A 15,197-nucleotide genomic window follows, 5' to 3' on the forward strand; every position below is an offset into this window, starting at 1 on the left:
GCTCGGCAGCAAGGCCCGGTACCAGGCCGCTTCAGGCGCTGCGGGCAGCGGCTGGATGACCCGCCAGGTGCTGTTCAGGTCGTAGTAGCCCACCAGCAGGCCGATGGCCTGCGTCTTGGGGTTGCCCTTGCGCTCGATCCTGCGGCTCTCGCCGGGGCGAAGGATGAACTCGTCGCGGGCCAGCAGATCGCTGGCCAAAACGCTCTTGTCGTTGCTGTTGAGGCTGAAGTAATCGGCCTCAGCGAACGAGGCGCCGTCCTGCAGCTCGTAGACGCGCACCTTGACCGGCGAGGGTCTTCCGGACACGTCGGGGTTGGCCTGGGCCGTGGCCTCGATCTGAAGGACCAGTTTCGTGGCCTCCTTGGCTTCCTGTGCTGCGGCCGGCATGCCAAGCAGCCAGGCGGTCGCAAGGCCAGCAGCCAAGCGCAAGAGTGGGAACATGGGCATGGCTAGCGCGCAAAGAACAGGTGGTGCAGCCAGACCGGCGGCGGCTGGCCGCCGCCGGTCTGGCTGCAGGAAACGGCCTGGGGATGTCCAGGCCGGCGTCAGGCTTCCTTGTTCAGCTTGATGTCATAGCCCGCCGTCACGGCGCCGCCGGAGCCACCCTGCTGGTTCTGCACCGTGTACTCCTGCTTGACCTTGGCGAACGAGAGGTTCACCCGCTCCTTGATGCGCTCTTCCGCGCTGCTGCCCACCGGCGCCACGGCGGTGATCACCACGTCGCTCATGGTGATCTTCAGGTACTCGAGCGGATTGCCGCCGGCCTTGCGCACCACCAGCTTGGCCTCGGGGATGTGCTTGCCGGTGAGGCAGAACTTCATCAGGTTGGGACTGGAACGGTCGACGAAGTGCAGGAACTTCAGGTCACGGACGGTGGCCTTGCCGGAGCCACCGCCAGAGCCGGCGTGCATGTTGGATTCCTGCAGGATCTCCCAGTCCCAGGAGAGCACCTCGATCTCGTTCTTGTGCGCGGAGTCCATGCTCTCGCCGTCGATGCCGTTGATCTTCAGGAAGATGTCTTGTGCCATGGTGATCGGCTCGTATGAAGGGTTGGGAACAGGGCTCAGGCAGCCGCCTTGACCGAGGGCAGCTTGGCCACGAGGCGCAGGCTGACGGTCAGGCCTTCGAGCTGGAAGTGCGGGCGCAGGAAGAACTTGGCGCTGTAGAAGCCGGGGTTGCCTTCGATGTCTTCCACCACCACTTCAGCCGCAGCCAGCGGCCGACGTGCCTTGGTTTCCTGGCTGGAGTTGGCCGGGTCGGCGTCCACGTAATTCATGATCCATTCGTTGAGCCAGCGCTGCATCTCGTCGCGTTCCTTGAACGCGCCCAGCTTGTCGCGCACGATGGCCTTGAGGTAATGCGCAAAGCGCGTGCTGGCGAACAGATACGGCAGCCGGGCCGAGAGGTTGGCGTTGGCGGTAGCGTCGGCGTCGGTGTACTCCTGGGCCTTTTGCAGCGACTGCGCACCGATGAAGGTGGCGTGGTCGGTGCCCTTGCGATGCACCAGCGGCACGAAGCCGGCCTTGGCCAGTTCCGCCTCACGGCGGTCGGAGATGGCGATCTCGGTGGGGCACTTCATGTCGAAGCCGCCATCGTCGGTCGGGAAGGTGTGGCAGGGCAGGTTCTCGACCGTGCCGCCGGACTCGACACCGCGGATCATGGTGCACCAGCCATAGAGCTTGAAGCTGCGGTTGATGTTCACCGCCATGGCATAGGCCGCGTTGTTCCACACGTAGTTCTTGTGGTCGGCGCCCTGGGTGTCCTCCTCGAAGTTGAACTCGTCCACCGGGTTGGTCTTGGCACCATACGGCAGCCGCGCCAGGAAGCGCGGCATGGCCAGGCCGATGTAGCGGGCGTCCTCGGTCTCGCGCAGCGAGTTCCAGGCGGCGTGCTCCAGGTTGCCGGTGATCTTGGCCAGGTCACGGGGATTGGCCAGTTCCTGCCAGGAGTCCATCTGCAGGTTGCTGGGCGCCGCGCCGGCGATGAACGGTGCGTGTGCCGCTGCCGCGATCTTGGCCATCGAGCCCAGCAGCTCGATGTCGGGGGGCGTGTGGTCGAAGTAGTAGTCGGCCACCAGGCAGCCGTAGGGCTCACCGCCGAGTTGCCCGTACTCTTCTTCGTACAGCCGCTTGAACAAGGGGCTCTGGTCCCAGGCCAGGCCCTTGTAGCGGCGCATGGTGCGGCGCAGCTCGGACTTGCTGATGTCCATGAAGCGGATCTTCAGCATCTCGTCGGTCTCGGTGTTCGAGACCAGGTGATCGAGCCCGCGCCAGACCGACTCCACGCCTTGGAAGTCGTCGTGGTGCAGGATGAGATTGATCTGCTCGCTGAGCTTGGCGTCGATCTCCGCGATGATGGCTTCGATGCTGGCGTAGGCATCGTCGCTCATGGTGACGGTGTTGCTCAGCGCCTGCTGAGCCAGCGTGCGCACGGCGGATTCCACCGCCTCGCGCTGTTCGTCGCCCTTGGGCTTGAACTCACGGTCCAGCAGTTGCGCAAACAGGCTGGGGTTGCCGGCTTGTACGCGGGGTTCTTCGAGCAGTTCGGCATTCGACATGGGTCACTCCCTGGAAGCTAAAAAGGGGTTCAGGCCTGGGCAGCGGGTTCGGGCTTCGGTGCCGCCGCCAGGGTTTTCATCAGCGTGGGATCGGCGAGCAGCTTGCGCACGAGGTCCTCGGCGCCGGCCTTGCCGTCCATGTAGGTCTGCAGGTTGGCCAGCTCGGTGCGGGCGTCCAGCAGCTGGCGCAGCGCATCCACCTTGCGGGCCACGGCCGCGGGCGAGAAGTCGTCCATGCTCTCGAAGGTGATGTCGACCATCACGTGACCTTCACCGGTCAAGGTGTTGGGCACGCTGAAGGCCACACGCGGGGCGATGGCCTTCATGCGCTCGTCGAAGTTGTCGACGTCGATCTCGAGGAACTTGCGCTCGGTGACTTCCGGCAGCGGCTTCGACGGCTTGCCCGACAGATCGGCCAGCACGCCCATGACAAAGGGCAGCTCGACCTTCTTCTCACTGCCATAGACCTCGACGTCGTACTCGATCTGCACACGCGGTGCGCGGTTGCGTGCAATGAACTTCTGGCTGCTGTTGGCGCTCATGCTGGTCCTTCTGCGAAGGTGGGGTTGAGGTGGAGCCGATCACCACATCGGCACGGAGAAACGCGCGCAGACAGGGCGAACCCATGTCGGCGTTCAGGTGAAAACTGCGGATGGCGACTTCAGACGGCCAAGGGGCGGCAGGCCTTGATCAAAACCGTTCGGGCGCCGTTAAAGGGCAGACGCGGGGCGCCACAACGAACAGATCAGCGGTGGCATTGGCCCGCTCAGACAGCTTGAATGCCGGCTGCAATTGCGCCGCCGTTGCTGCATGGCTTGGCGACTAGGGAGATAGCCTATGCAACCAGGACCGCAATGGCACAGCAAATCTTGACGTTCAAGTCGAAGTCAAGTCAGCACGCAGTTCAAGGTCAAGCAAGTCATGCCAGCAACCGGTCAGCTCAAACTCTTTTTAGAGCGGCCGGTGCCGGCGACTCCAGACTCAGCATGCCCCTCGCTTCGCGGCGCTCACCGCCACCTGCACCCCATCCGGCAGCCCCTGAATCTGCCGGTGCAGCCGGCCGCTGCGCGTGAAGTGCTCGGCGGCAGGCAGGGGATGCATGTTCTCGGCCGAGAAGCTGCTTTCGGCGAACACCGGGAACACGGCGTACGAGTAGCACTAGTCGCGGCGCAGCCGCTGGCCCTGTTGCCGCAGCACCGCCACCAGGCCGGGCAGGAACCACTCCTGTGAGCGGTCGGTGTCCAGCAGCTGCTCGAAGGCGCTGCGGTCGTCGGCCACGTGTTCGAGCGCGCCGGTGGCCGTGCTCAACCACCAGACGCTGCGGGCCGGCAGCTCGATGAACACGTCACCCAGCGCGGAGCACAGCAGCGGCGTCCAGTCGGCGCCCAGCTTCCAGGCCCAGGCCTCTTGCAAGGCGGCCAGCGAAGCTGCGCTGGGCTCGAAGGTGACCTGCGACCAGGTGGGCATGAAGGGCGGGCTGCGGGCGTGCGGCGGGTGGTGCCGCGAAGTATCCGCCCTGCACTCACAGCTCAGCCGCGTGCCAGCCGCTCCAGGGCCGGCGCGCGCGCCAGCCGGGCCATGCAACCCAGGTTCACCATCACCGCGGCCCCGGCGGCGAGCACCAGCGCAAAGCCGATGCCGCAGCCCGGCAGCGCGGTGGCGAAGACGGTGCCGAAGGCCATGCGGCCGAACAGGCCGGCGACCGTACCCAGCAGGAACTGGCGGGCCGCGGGCGGGCCGGCGTCGGCATGCTGGGCCCATGCCACCGTGATGCTGACCACCGGCAGCGAGGCCAGCAGGCCGGCCATGCCGGTGCCGATGGCGGGGCCGGCCGCGCTCAGCCCCAGGCTCAGCACTGCGGCCACCACGGCAGGCAGCACGGTGGTGGCCCAGCGGCGCGGCGGTGCGCCGGCGGCGTTGGCCACCGGTGGATGCAGGCCGGGCCAGGCGCGCCAGGCCAACAGGCCGCAGGCCGCCGCCAGCACCAGGGCGGGCAGCAGGTGATGGCTGGCTGCCAGCACCGGCCCCACCATCGCCAGCGCCGCCACGGCGCCCCAGGCCAGCGCCACGCGGCGCGGCCGGTGGTGCAGCGAGGCATGGGCGTAGGCCAGCGCAAAGGCCGCCATCAAGGCACAGGCGGCCACGGTGGCGGCTGCGGCATGGGCCGCGAACGGCGCGCCCTGTTCGTGCGCCATCCAGCCCAGCGCGGGCGCGGTGGTGGTGGGCAGGCCGGCCACGATGCCGGCCGCCGCGCCGCCCCAGCGACGCGCCAGTCCCAGCACCAGCGCCACCGACGCCATCGTCAACAAGCCCTTGGTCCACCAGTCCATCACCACTCCTGCCCGCGGGCGGCGCGGCATGCGCCCCCCTTGTCCTGGCTGTACGGGGATGGTTCGGTGGGACGGACATCCGGCGCCTCCCTCCGTGGGGGGATCGCCGCAGGGCGCTTCAGCGCCGGATCAACGGCGGCCGGATGCGGCGTCCTGCGCCTGGGCCAGCGCCGCCAGGGTGCGCGCCAGCAGCGGGCTGCGGGCGTCCAGCAGCAGGCGCTGCAGCGCCACGGCCTGCGTCAGCGGCGCCACGGCGGCGGCGCCTTCGCCCTGGCGCAGCAGCGCCAGCCCGCGCACTTCGGCCAGCGTGGCTTCGGCCTGGCGGGCGTAGGCCCGCTCGGGCGCCGCGACCACGGCAGCCAGGCCTTGCGCAGCCAGTTCCGCCGCCATCGCCGCATGGCCGGCGGCCAGCAGCAGCGTGGCCTCCTCGGCCTGCCGGCGCAGCGTCACCAGCGGGCCCGGGGCGGGCACGGCCATGAACGGGTCGCCGCGAAAGTCCTGCAGCGCCTGGGCGGCCTGGCCCTGCGCCACCCACCAACGGCGACGCACCTGGCGGATTTCGCCGATCACGAAGAAGCCATGCTCGCCCGCCAGCTGCAGGGCACGCGCGATGTCGGCACCGGCCTCGGGCGCGCGGCCCAGTGCCACCAGCGTGTCGGCGCGCACCGCGCGCAGGCCGGCCTGCAGGTCGGGCGGCAGCCCGTCGACCTGGGCCCGCCAGTCCTGCAGCAGCTGCCAGGCCGCAGCGGGCTGGCCATGGGCCAGCAGCGCACGCGCCTGGTGGCCCACCAGCAGCAGCGGCAGCGCGCCGAAGTCGCGGCCCGCGGCCCTGGCCCAGGCCACTTCGGCCGCGCCTGCGGCCACGGCCTCGGCGGGCCGGCCGTTCTCGGTGTAGAAGCTCACCAGCTTCTGGCCCACGATGTGCTGGGAGTACGGGTCGCCCAGGTTGACCGCCTGCTCCTGCGCGCGCTGCAGCGTGGCCAGCGCCTGCGCGGGCTGGCCCCGTTTGGCCTGGGTGCTGCCCAGGGTGGCCAGCAGGACCGGCAGCGCACCACCGCCGGTCTCGGGCTGGCGCTCGACCTGGGCCACCGCATCGCGCAGCGCGGCTTCGGCCTCGGGCAGGCGGCCCAGCTTGAAGCTGGTTTCGCCCAGCATCTGCAAAGCGTTCATCGTGTCCTGCGAAGGCGGCAGCTGGCGCGCCGCCCGCACCGCACGCGCGGCCAGTGCGGCGGCCCGCACCGGGTCTTCGTTGATGAAGAGGAAGGCCAGCGTCTGGTCGATGGTCATGCGCGCTTCCAGGCCCAGGTCGGGCACGCGCTGGCTGGCCGCTTCGGCCGCCAGCAGCTGCTCGCGGCCTGCGGCCCGCTCGTTCATCTCCAGCAGGCTCTTGCCCAGGCTCACGCGGGCCTCGATGGCCTGTGTGCTCTCGGCGCCGTACAGCCGCGTGGCCAGTGCCAGGCTGCGCCGCTGCAGCGCGGTGGCGCGGTCGTTCAGGCCCATGTGGATGTACATCTCCTGCATGGTCTGGTTCAGCCGCAGCTGCGCTTCGGGCGCGCCCGCGAGTTCGCGTTCGATGCGGTCGGCGCCGCGGTCCAGCAGCTCGCGGGCGGTGGTGCGGCGGGCGGCCTCGGGGTCGTCCTGGTTGGCGGTGTTGGCCATGAACACCGATTCGAGGAATGCCTGCACCGAGCGTGCGGTGGCAGCTTCGGTCAAGGCACGTTCGGCCTGGGCATGGGCTTCGCGCGCCTGCCACACGGCCACGCCCGCGCCCACCACCAGCGCGATCGCCGCCACCGCGCCCGCGCCCACCTGCAGCCGGTGGCGGGCGATGAACTTGCCCGCGCGGTAGGCCAGGCTGTCGGGCCGGGCCTGCACCGGCTCGCCATCGCGCCAGCGGCGCAGGTCCTGCGCAAAGGCTTCGACCGACAGGTAGCGTTCTTCGGGCTGGGGCTTGAGCGCGCGCAGCAAGATGGCGTCGAGGTCGCCCTGCAAGGCACGGGCATCGGCGCGGGCCAGGCCCGCCTCCTGCGGCAAATCGGCGGCCAGCTGGCTGGGCCGCGGCACCTGCACCGCGGCCATGGCCTGCACCAGCTCGGCCGCGCCGCCGCGCGGCAGCCGGTACGGCAGGCGGCCGGCCAGCAGCTCATAGGCCACCATGCCCAGGCTGTAGACGTCGGTGGCGGTGCCCAGCGGCTCGCCGCGGATCTGCTCGGGGCTGGCGTAGTCGGGCGTGAGCGCATGGCCGCCCAGGCGGGTCAAGGCGGTTTCCTGCGTCAGCTCGCCGGCCAGCAGCTTGGCGATGCCGAAGTCCAGCAACGACACGCGGCCTTCGGCCGTCACCAGGATGTTGCTGGGCTTGAGGTCGCGGTGCACCACCAGCCGGGCATGGGCATGGGCCACTGCGGCCATCACCTGCAGCAGCAGATCCACCCGGGCCTTGAGCGGCAGGCGGTGCTGGCGGGCATGGCTGTCGATGGGCTGGCCGTCCACATATTCCATGGCCAGGTAGGGCCGGCCCTGCGCGTCCACGCCGGCGTCGTACAGGCGCGCGATGTGTTCATGGGCCAGCGCGGCCAAGATCTCGCGCTCACGCACCAGGCGGGTGGCAAAGGCTTCGCCCCAGGCCACCGCCGGCAGCTTCAGCGCCACCGGGCGCCGCATCAGCCCATCGACCCGCTCGGCCAGCCACACGCTGGCCATGCCGCCGCGGCCGATCTGCGACACCAGCCGGTAAGGCCCCACGATGACGCCCGGCGCCGCGCCGGCAGCTGCCTCGATGGCTGGCAGCGGTGGCAACGCACCGAGGAAGTCGCCGGTCTCGATCTCGGCCTGCGTGGCCAGCAGCGCGCGCAGCGTGTCGCGGTGCTGGGCGTGGGGCCCGGCCAGCTGGTCCAGCCAGCGGTCGCGCTGGTCGGGCGGCAGCGCCAGCGCCTGGTCCAGCAGCTCGCTGACCACCGGCCAGGCGGCCTGCAGCGAGGCGATGGCCGAGGGCTTCATCGCCCGCGCTCCGCCGCGGCCGGCATGGGCATCAGGGCATGTGCTGCAGACATCGAAGGCCTCCTGCCAAACCACGCGGCACCGACGGCCGCCGTTACAGCCATGGACGTAGGCGCCCTGCCCGAGCGGACATCTGGCGGTTCAGTGCCGCAGCGCGTGCGCCAGCAGCAACCGGGCCTTGGCCCAGTCGCGGCGCACGGTGCGATCGGTCACACCCAAGGCCAGGGCGATCTCTTCGTCGGGCAGGCCGGCGAAAAACCGCATCTCCACCACCCGCACCAGGCGCTCGTCCACCTGGCGCAGCTCTTCCAGCGCGGCATGCACGTCCACGATCTCGTCGACCGGGTTGGGGATGGAGGCCAGCAGCGCGGTGTCCAGCGTCACCGGGCGGGCATCGCCTCCGCGGCGCTCGGCCTGCGCGGCGCGTGCCGCATCCACGATGATGGACCGCATCACGGTGGCGGCGTAGGCCAGGAAGTGCGCCCGGTCGGCCGGGGTGAGCTGGTCGCGCTTGACCAGCTTGAGGTAGCACTCGTTGACCAGGGCGGTGGTGTCCACATGGCCGTCGCGCCGGTGGTGCGACAGGCGCCGGTGCGCGATCTGGCGCAGCTCGGGGTGCAGCAGCTCGAAGATGGCATCCAGGGCCGGCTTGTCGCCTTCGCGTGCGCGGACCAGCAACTGCGTGATGTCTCCCATGGGCGGCGTGCAACCAGGCGTGGGGTGGTAAGGGGTGCGACCCATCCTAACGTGCGACGGTGTCGTGCTGCGCCAGCAGCTGCCGTGCCAGCCGCGCCACCGCCCGCCGCAAGGCCGGCGGGCCCAGCACCTGCAGCTGCGCGCCATGGCCCAGCACCTGGCGTGCGCCGTGGTCGATGGACTCGATCGGCAGCTCGATGCAGCGCCAGCCGCGCGGCAGCCGCACGCCGGCCGGTGGGCCGGCCTGCAGCGTGTGGGGCCGACGCGCCTGCACCAGCCACGCCAGCGCCCGCGGCGAGGCCAGCACCTGCGCCACCAACGGGCGCAGCTGCGCCTCGAAGCGCGCGGCTGAAGCCTGCCAGTACGCCGCCAGGTCGAAGCCCCGTGGCCGGCGCACCGCCTGCGTCAGCAGCTGCATGCGGCCGATGCTGGCCAGCCGGTAGGTGCGCGGCTCGGTCTGGCCGGGCGCCAGCGCCACCAGGTACCAGCTGCCCGCCTTGAGCACCAGGCCCAGCGGATCGAGTTCGCGCTGGGCGCGGCGCTGCCAGCTGGTGTAGTCCACCACCACCCGGCGGCCGCGCCACACCGCTTCGGCCGCCTCACGCAGCCAGGGCGCCGCATCGGGCGCGCGGTACCAGTCGTGCGGGTCGATGTGCAGCCGCTGTGCCACGTCGGCCGCGCCGGTGCGCAGCGGCAGCGGCACGCTGGCCAGCAGCTTCAGCCGCGCCGACACCGCGGCATCGCCCAGACCCAGCTCAGTGGCCGGGCCCGGCAGGCCGGCCAGCAGCAGCGCGCTGGCCTCGGGTTCGGTGAGGCCGGTGAGCTGGGTGCTCCAGCCCGGCCGCAACTGGAAGCCGCCCTGCCGGCCCCGCTCGCCCCACACCGGCACGCCGGCGGCGGACAGCTGGTCGATGTCGCGCAGGATGGTGCGGGTGGACACCTCCAGCGCCTGCGCCAGCTCGGGCGCGGTGGACCGGCCGCGGCTTTGCAGCAGCATCAACAGCGACAGCAGGCGGCTGGCCTTCATCGGCGGGGTCGGGTTTCAGGAAAACATGACATGCGGTGTCACTTTATGCCAGCGAGCATGCGGCCACCTTGTCTGCAGGACCTTTTCATGCCCACAACCATGCCCCGCGGCAGCTGCGCCGATTTCGACTTCATGCTCGGCACCTGGCGCAGCCGCCAGCGCCGCCTGCGCCAGCGGCTGGTCGGCTGCACCGCGTGGGACACCTTCGAGGCCACCACCCACGCGCAGCGCCTGCCCGGCGGCCTGGTTCACTTCGATACCCTGGTGGCAGAAGCCTGGCGGCCGGGTTGGGTGGGCATGAGCCTGCGCTGCTTCAATCCGGCCACGGGGCTGTGGAGCATCCACTGGCTCACCAACGAAGGCGCCGGCCTGGATGCCGCAACCGGCCAGCTCGACCCGCCGGTGGTCGGTGGCTTCATGGGCGGCGAAGGCCTGTTCGAGGGCCACGACGTGGTGGAACGCCGGCCGGTGCGCGTGCGCTTTCGCTGGCTGCGCCAGGGTCCGGACCATGCGCATTGGGAACAGGCTTTTTCCGCGGACGACGGCCACAGCTGGGAAGTGAACTGGACGATGGACTTCGAGCGCCTGGCCGACCAACCCGTGCTGCAGCCCCTGCCCGACCTCGATCCGCAGGTGCTGGAGCTGCGGCGTTACACGCTGCACCCCGGCCGGCGTGATGACTTGATCGACCTGTTCGACACGCACTTCATCGAGCCGCAGGAAGCGCAGGGGATGGTGGTGATCGGCCAGTTCCGCGACGAGGACGCGCCCGACCGCTTCGTGTGGCTGCGCGGCTTTGCCGACATGGCGACACGCGCGGCCGCGCTGGCGGGCTTTTACGACGGGCCGGTGTGGCGCCAGCACCGGGACCGGGCCAATGCCACGATGGTGGATTCGGACGACGTGCTGCTGCTGCGGCCCGCCTGGCCGGGTGCCGGCCTGCCGCTGGCCGGGCTGCAACGTGCGGCGGGGCCGGTGCGCATGGCGCCGCCGCAGCGGGTGGTGATCAGCGTGTTCCCATTGCGCGAGGCGGCCACGCCAGACTTGCTGGCGCTGTGCCGCGAGCGGCTGGCGCCCCGGCTGCAGCACGCGGGCGTGGTGTCGGCGGGCTGGTACGTCAGCGAGCTTGCGGACAACACCTTTGCGCGGCTGCCAGTGCGGCGGGATGTTGAAGTGTTGACGTTGGCGACAGTGTGGCCCATCGCAGCGGGCGCTGCAGAGTCGCCGGCTGAAGCCTGCACGGCCACGGTGCACGAGGAACTCCAGGCCTGGCTGGCCGCGCCGCCGCACCACCATCGCTTGGTGCCCACGGCACGGTCTGCGATGGGCCATTCGGCCGCATGAGGGCTGCGCTGTACGACCGCCATTGCCATGGCCGCCGCGCGCCCCATGGCTGAATAATCGGCTGTTTCACCCACCATGATCCTGCTCATGCCCCAGCCCAACCACCGCCCCACCGCCGCATGAAGCCCGACGTCCTTGTGCTGGGTGCCGGCATGGTGGGCACCTGCACCGCGCTGCACCTGGCGCTGCGCGGCCATGCGGTCACCCTGGTCGACCGGCGCGAGCCGGGCCGCGAGACCTCGTACGGCAACGCCGGCATCATCCAGCGCGAAGCCGTGGTGCCTTATGCGTTTCCGCGCCACTGGGGCAAGCTGCTGGGCGTGGCGCTGGGCCGCGGGGCCGACGTGCACTACCACCTGGGCGCCCTGCCCGGCCTGGCCGGCCCGCTGGCGCGCTACTGGCGCAACTCGGCGCCCGCACGGCATGCGCAGCTGTCGCAGGCCTATGCGGCGCTGATCGCCCACAGCCTGTACACGCACGACGAGCTGATCGAGCTGGCCGGCGCCCATCGGCTGGTGCGGCGCGAAGGCTACCGCTGGATCTTTCGCACGCCCGCGGCGATGGACGCCGCAGTCGTCGAGGCGCAGCAGCTGGCCGCGCGCCATGGCCTGCGCCATGCGGTGATGGACCGCGCCACGCTGCGGCGCGAAGAACCCGGCGTGACCGAACGCGCCGTGGGCGCCCTGCACTGGCTGGACCCCTGGACGGTGAACGACCCCGGCGCGTTGGTGGGCCTGTATGCGCAGGCCCTGCAGGCGCGTGGCGGCCGGGTGCTGATCGGCGATGCCACCAGCCTGGCACCGGCCGGCAGGGGCTGGCGGGTGCACACGGCCGAAGGCGAAGTGCAGGCCGCGCAGGCGGTGGTGGCCCTGGGCCCTTGGTCGGCCGGCTTGCTGCAAGGCCTGGGCTACCGCTATCCGCTCTTCATCAAGCGGGGCTACCACCGCCACTACGCCGCGCCGGTGCTGCCCCGGCTGTCGCTGTACGACGTGGAAGCCGGCCTGGTGATGGGCCCGATGCAGCGCGGCGTGCGTGTGACCACCGGCGCCGAGTTCGCGCGGCTGGACGCGGCGCCCACCCCGGTGCAGATGCACAAGGCCGAGGCGCTGGCCCGCGAGCTGCTGCCGCTGGGCACGCCGGTGGAAGAAACGCCCTGGATGGGCGCACGCCCCTGCACCGCCGACATGCTGCCGGTGATCGGCGCTGCGCCACGCCACCGGGGCCTGTGGTTCAACCTGGGCCACGCGCACCAAGGCTTCACGCTGGGCCCGGCCAGCGGCCGGCTGCTGGCCGAGCTGATCGGCGGCGAGGCACCACTGCTGGACCCCGCGCCCTACGCACCGGCGCGCTTCGGTTGACCGCCACCGCCCCTACCTTGAAAGGCCCCGAGCGGCTTGGCTGCCGCGGGCGCAAGCCGTAGCATCACGGCCATGTGCATCGACACCTTGCTGCAAACCCTGCGCGCCCTGCTGGCCGATGCGCTGGCCGTGCCCGCCACGCTGCTGCAGGCCTGCGCGCAGGTGCTGGACACCTTGTTCCGGCTGGCGGCCTCGCTGTCGTGCCTGGTGCACCTGGTGCTGGACTGGATTCCGCCGCACTGAGCGGGCGGCGCCAGCGCCCGCAGCTCAGGCGGGTGGCAGCGGCCGCAGGTGGCGCAGCTTGTCGGGGTTGCGCTGGATGTACACCGCGGCGATGCGGCCCGACCCGGCCGGCCGCAGCACCACCGTCTGCACCGGCAGGCCCTGGACGTCATACGCCACGTAGCCCGGCTCGCCATTGATCCACGCCGGCTGCAGCCGCCACTGCAGATGCCCCGGCAGCTTGGTGAAGCCCACCAGCGCCTTGGCCACACGCCCGCCGCCTGACAGCGCGCGCGGCACCGCGTTCACCTTGCCGCCGCCATCGGCCAGCAGCACCGCGTCGTCGGTCAGCACCTGCGCCATCGCAGCCACGTCCTGCTGCTGCAAGGCCTGGATGAAGGCGGCCAGCAGCCGCTCGTGCTCGTCCGCCTGCACCGTCTGCCGCGCCTCCCCGGCCCTCACGCGGCTGCGCGCCCGGCTGGCCAGCTGGCGGCAGGCCGTCGGGCTGCGCTGCAGCCGGTTGCCGATCTCGTCGAAGTCCAGATCGAACACGTCGTGCAGCAGGAAGGCCGCCCGCTCCAGCGGCGACAGCCGTTGCAGCGCCAGCAGGAAGGCGGTGGACACCTCCTGCGCGTACTCGGCCTGGGCCTCGGGGCCGGGGCACCAGCCGGCGGCTTCGTCCACCAGTGGCTCGGGCAACCACACGCCCACGTAGCGCTCACGCTGCGCGGCGGCCGACTTCAGCCGGTCCAGGCACAGGTGCGTCACCAGCCGCGAGAGGAAGGCGCCCGCATGCTGGACCGTGGCTTCGTCCACCGTGCTCCAGCGCAGCCAGGCGTCCTGCACCACGTCCTCGGCCTCGGCCCGCGAGCCCAGCATGCGGTAGGCCAGCGCCCGCAGGGCGCGCGCATGCAATTGCTGGAAGCGCAGCGCCCGCTCGTCCTGGGCCTGCGCCAGGCCGGGTATGGGCGTGGACATCAGGGCGACTGTAGGCCACGCGCAGGGGCAATGTCACACGCGGCGGGGCTGGCTCGTCTTGACTGTGAGACCGCCGCGCCATCAGGCGCGGACCGGCCTTCAAACCCTCCACCACTGCCGCAAGGCCAGGACCATGAGCACCCTTCCCCGACTGAACCACGCCGCCCTGTCCAGTGACCTCTTCAAGAAGCTGGCCGATGTGAACCTGACCCTGGCCCGCCGCGGCCATGTGGATGCCGCGCTGCTGCACCTGATCGACATCCGCGTCTCGCAACTCAATGGCTGCAGCTTCTGCCTGGACATGCACAGCAAGCAGGCCAAGCTGCACGGCGAGCGCGAGCTGCGCCTGTACCACCTGGCCGCGTGGCGCGAATCGCCGCTGTTCACCGCGCAGGAACGTGCTGGGCTGGCTTGGGCCGAGGCACTGACGCACCTGGCGCCCGAAGGCATCAGCGACGCGCTGTATGCCGCGGTGCGCGAGCAGTTCGACGAGGCAGCGCTGAGCGACCTCACCTACCAGGTCATGCTGATCAACGCCTGGAACCGCGCGGGTGTGGCCTTTCGCACGCTGCCCGGCTCGCTCGACAAGGCCTATGGCCTGGACAAGGCGGGCCTGGCCTGACACCCGGCCGTCGCTGCAGCGTCGCACGAACGTCACCCCGGCGTCATGCCGTGGTCATGAGGCCGGCCCAGCATGCCTGCATGCGACCCGACCCCGACGCCTATGCCGATCGCCCAGCGCCGGTGCTGCAGATGCGCACCGTCTGGATCTCCGACCTGCACCTGGGCACGCCGGGCTGCCAGGCGCTGGCGCTGCTGGAATTCCTGCGCGAGGTGGAGTGCGAGACTCTGTACCTGGTGGGCGACATCATCGACGGCTGGCAGCTGCGCCGCAGCTGGTACTGGCCGCAGTCGCACAACGACGTGGTGCAGAAGATCCTGCGCAAGGCGCGCAAGGGCACGCGCGTGGTCTTCGTGCCGGGCAACCACGACGAGTTCGCGCGCCGCTACCTGGACGTGAACTTCGGCGGCGTGGAAGTGCTGGAAGAGTGCATGCACACCACCGCCGACGGCCGCACGCTGTGGGTGACCCACGGCGACCTGTACGACGGCGTGGTGCAGTGCGCCCGCTGGCTGGCCCTGGTGGGCGATGTGGCCTATGAGTTCACGCTCAAGGTCAACCGCTGGTTCAACAGCGCACGGGCCCGGCTGGGGCTGCCGTACTGGAGCCTGTCGCGCTACCTCAAGCTCAAGGTCAAGCGCGCGGTGAGCTACGTGGGCGACTTCGAATCCGCCCTGGCCCGCGAAGCCCACCGCCGCGGCGCCGACGGCGTGGTCTGTGGCCACATCCACCATGCCGAGATGCGCAGCATCGACGGCGTGCTGTATTGCAACGACGGCGACTGGGTGGAAAGCCTGACCGCGCTGGTGGAACACGCCGACGGCCGGCTGGAGATCCTGGACCGCAGCAGGAATGCGCGGGTGCCGCAGACGACGGTCAAGCGCGGGCTGCGCAAGGGGCGCAAGACCAGCGCCGCCGCGCCGGAGCCGGTGTCGCTGGATGGCGTGATCTGAGAGCACGAGAGTCTGTCGTTCGAGCCCGCTCACCACGCCCAAAGACGCCCGCTCGTCGTTGCAAATGCTCGCCGTAGCCCGAGCTACGGCTGCGCTTTGCGCCTAGATCGGAC

At 70.7% G+C, this 15,197-nt stretch carries 16 protein-coding genes; 5 read left to right on the forward strand and 11 right to left on the reverse strand.

What is annotated here, in order from left to right; genetic code table 11:
- The 10 genes from tssJ to ABNT58_RS04820 form a co-directional block, all read right to left on the reverse strand.
- Positions 1-447 (reverse strand): type VI secretion system lipoprotein TssJ (gene tssJ / locus ABNT58_RS04775; protein WP_348752364.1); only part of this gene is annotated, 447 nt, incomplete at its 3' end.
- Positions 448-545: 98 nt separating this feature from the next.
- Complete coding sequence (locus ABNT58_RS04780; protein ID WP_348752365.1) at positions 546-1,028, reverse strand: Hcp family type VI secretion system effector; 483 nt, start codon at positions 1,026-1,028, stop codon at positions 546-548.
- Between the two features lie 35 nt (positions 1,029-1,063).
- Entirely contained in the window at positions 1,064-2,557 is a 1,494-nt protein-coding gene (tssC, locus tag ABNT58_RS04785) for a type VI secretion system contractile sheath large subunit (protein ID WP_348752366.1), read from the reverse strand.
- 29 nt (positions 2,558-2,586) lie between these two features.
- Positions 2,587-3,099: a type VI secretion system contractile sheath small subunit gene (gene tssB / locus ABNT58_RS04790; RefSeq protein ID WP_348752367.1), complete on the reverse strand. Its 513-nt coding sequence runs from the start codon at positions 3,097-3,099 to the stop codon at positions 2,587-2,589.
- A 439-nt stretch (positions 3,100-3,538) separates the two neighbouring features.
- On the reverse strand, positions 3,539-3,700 hold the full coding sequence (locus ABNT58_RS04795) for a hypothetical protein (RefSeq protein ID WP_348752368.1): 162 nt from the start codon (positions 3,698-3,700) through the stop codon (positions 3,539-3,541).
- A gap of 15 nt (positions 3,701-3,715) precedes the next feature.
- Positions 3,716-4,024: a hypothetical protein gene (locus ABNT58_RS04800; RefSeq protein ID WP_348752369.1), complete on the reverse strand. Its 309-nt coding sequence runs from the start codon at positions 4,022-4,024 to the stop codon at positions 3,716-3,718.
- A gap of 62 nt (positions 4,025-4,086) precedes the next feature.
- The gene (locus ABNT58_RS04805; RefSeq protein WP_348752370.1) at positions 4,087-4,887 is read right to left on the reverse strand and encodes a hypothetical protein; all 801 of its coding nucleotides are present in this window, start codon (positions 4,885-4,887) and stop codon (positions 4,087-4,089) included.
- Between the two features lie 129 nt (positions 4,888-5,016).
- Positions 5,017-7,884: a serine/threonine-protein kinase gene (locus tag ABNT58_RS04810; RefSeq protein ID WP_348752371.1), complete on the reverse strand. Its 2,868-nt coding sequence runs from the start codon at positions 7,882-7,884 to the stop codon at positions 5,017-5,019.
- Between the two features lie 141 nt (positions 7,885-8,025).
- Positions 8,026-8,580, reverse strand: coding sequence for an ECF-type sigma factor (locus ABNT58_RS04815; RefSeq protein ID WP_348752372.1), 555 nt, complete (start codon positions 8,578-8,580; stop codon positions 8,026-8,028).
- A 46-nt stretch (positions 8,581-8,626) separates the two neighbouring features.
- The gene (locus ABNT58_RS04820; protein ID WP_348752373.1) at positions 8,627-9,607 is read right to left on the reverse strand and encodes a YafY family protein; all 981 of its coding nucleotides are present in this window, start codon (positions 9,605-9,607) and stop codon (positions 8,627-8,629) included.
- 87 nt (positions 9,608-9,694) lie between these two features.
- Between ABNT58_RS04820 and ABNT58_RS04825 the strand changes: the two genes are divergently transcribed.
- From ABNT58_RS04825 to ABNT58_RS04835, 3 genes are all read left to right on the forward strand, one after another.
- A complete protein-coding gene (locus ABNT58_RS04825; protein ID WP_348752374.1) occupies positions 9,695-10,951 on the forward strand; it encodes an NIPSNAP family protein in 1,257 nt (418 codons plus the stop codon).
- Between the two features lie 119 nt (positions 10,952-11,070).
- Positions 11,071-12,309: an FAD-dependent oxidoreductase gene (locus ABNT58_RS04830; protein ID WP_348752375.1), complete on the forward strand. Its 1,239-nt coding sequence runs from the start codon at positions 11,071-11,073 to the stop codon at positions 12,307-12,309.
- Between the two features lie 72 nt (positions 12,310-12,381).
- Positions 12,382-12,552: a hypothetical protein gene (locus ABNT58_RS04835; RefSeq protein ID WP_348752376.1), complete on the forward strand. Its 171-nt coding sequence runs from the start codon at positions 12,382-12,384 to the stop codon at positions 12,550-12,552.
- Between the two features lie 24 nt (positions 12,553-12,576).
- On the opposite strand, the gene sigJ is transcribed toward ABNT58_RS04835, so the two are convergent.
- Complete coding sequence (sigJ, locus tag ABNT58_RS04840; RefSeq protein WP_348752377.1) at positions 12,577-13,509, reverse strand: RNA polymerase sigma factor SigJ; 933 nt, start codon at positions 13,507-13,509, stop codon at positions 12,577-12,579.
- 133 nt (positions 13,510-13,642) lie between these two features.
- Between sigJ and ABNT58_RS04845 the strand changes: the two genes are divergently transcribed.
- Both ABNT58_RS04845 and ABNT58_RS04850 read left to right on the forward strand, forming a co-directional pair.
- Positions 13,643-14,131 (forward strand): carboxymuconolactone decarboxylase family protein, encoded by a 489-nt coding sequence (locus ABNT58_RS04845; RefSeq protein ID WP_348752378.1) that lies wholly within the window; start codon positions 13,643-13,645, stop codon positions 14,129-14,131.
- Between the two features lie 80 nt (positions 14,132-14,211).
- Complete coding sequence (locus ABNT58_RS04850) at positions 14,212-15,084, forward strand: UDP-2,3-diacylglucosamine diphosphatase (protein ID WP_348752379.1); 873 nt, start codon at positions 14,212-14,214, stop codon at positions 15,082-15,084.
- Positions 15,085-15,197 lie beyond the last annotated feature (113 nt).

The sequence above is a fragment of the uncultured Aquincola sp. genome, from assembly GCF_964001545.1.
Lineage (GTDB): Bacteria > Pseudomonadota > Gammaproteobacteria > Burkholderiales > Burkholderiaceae_C > Aquincola.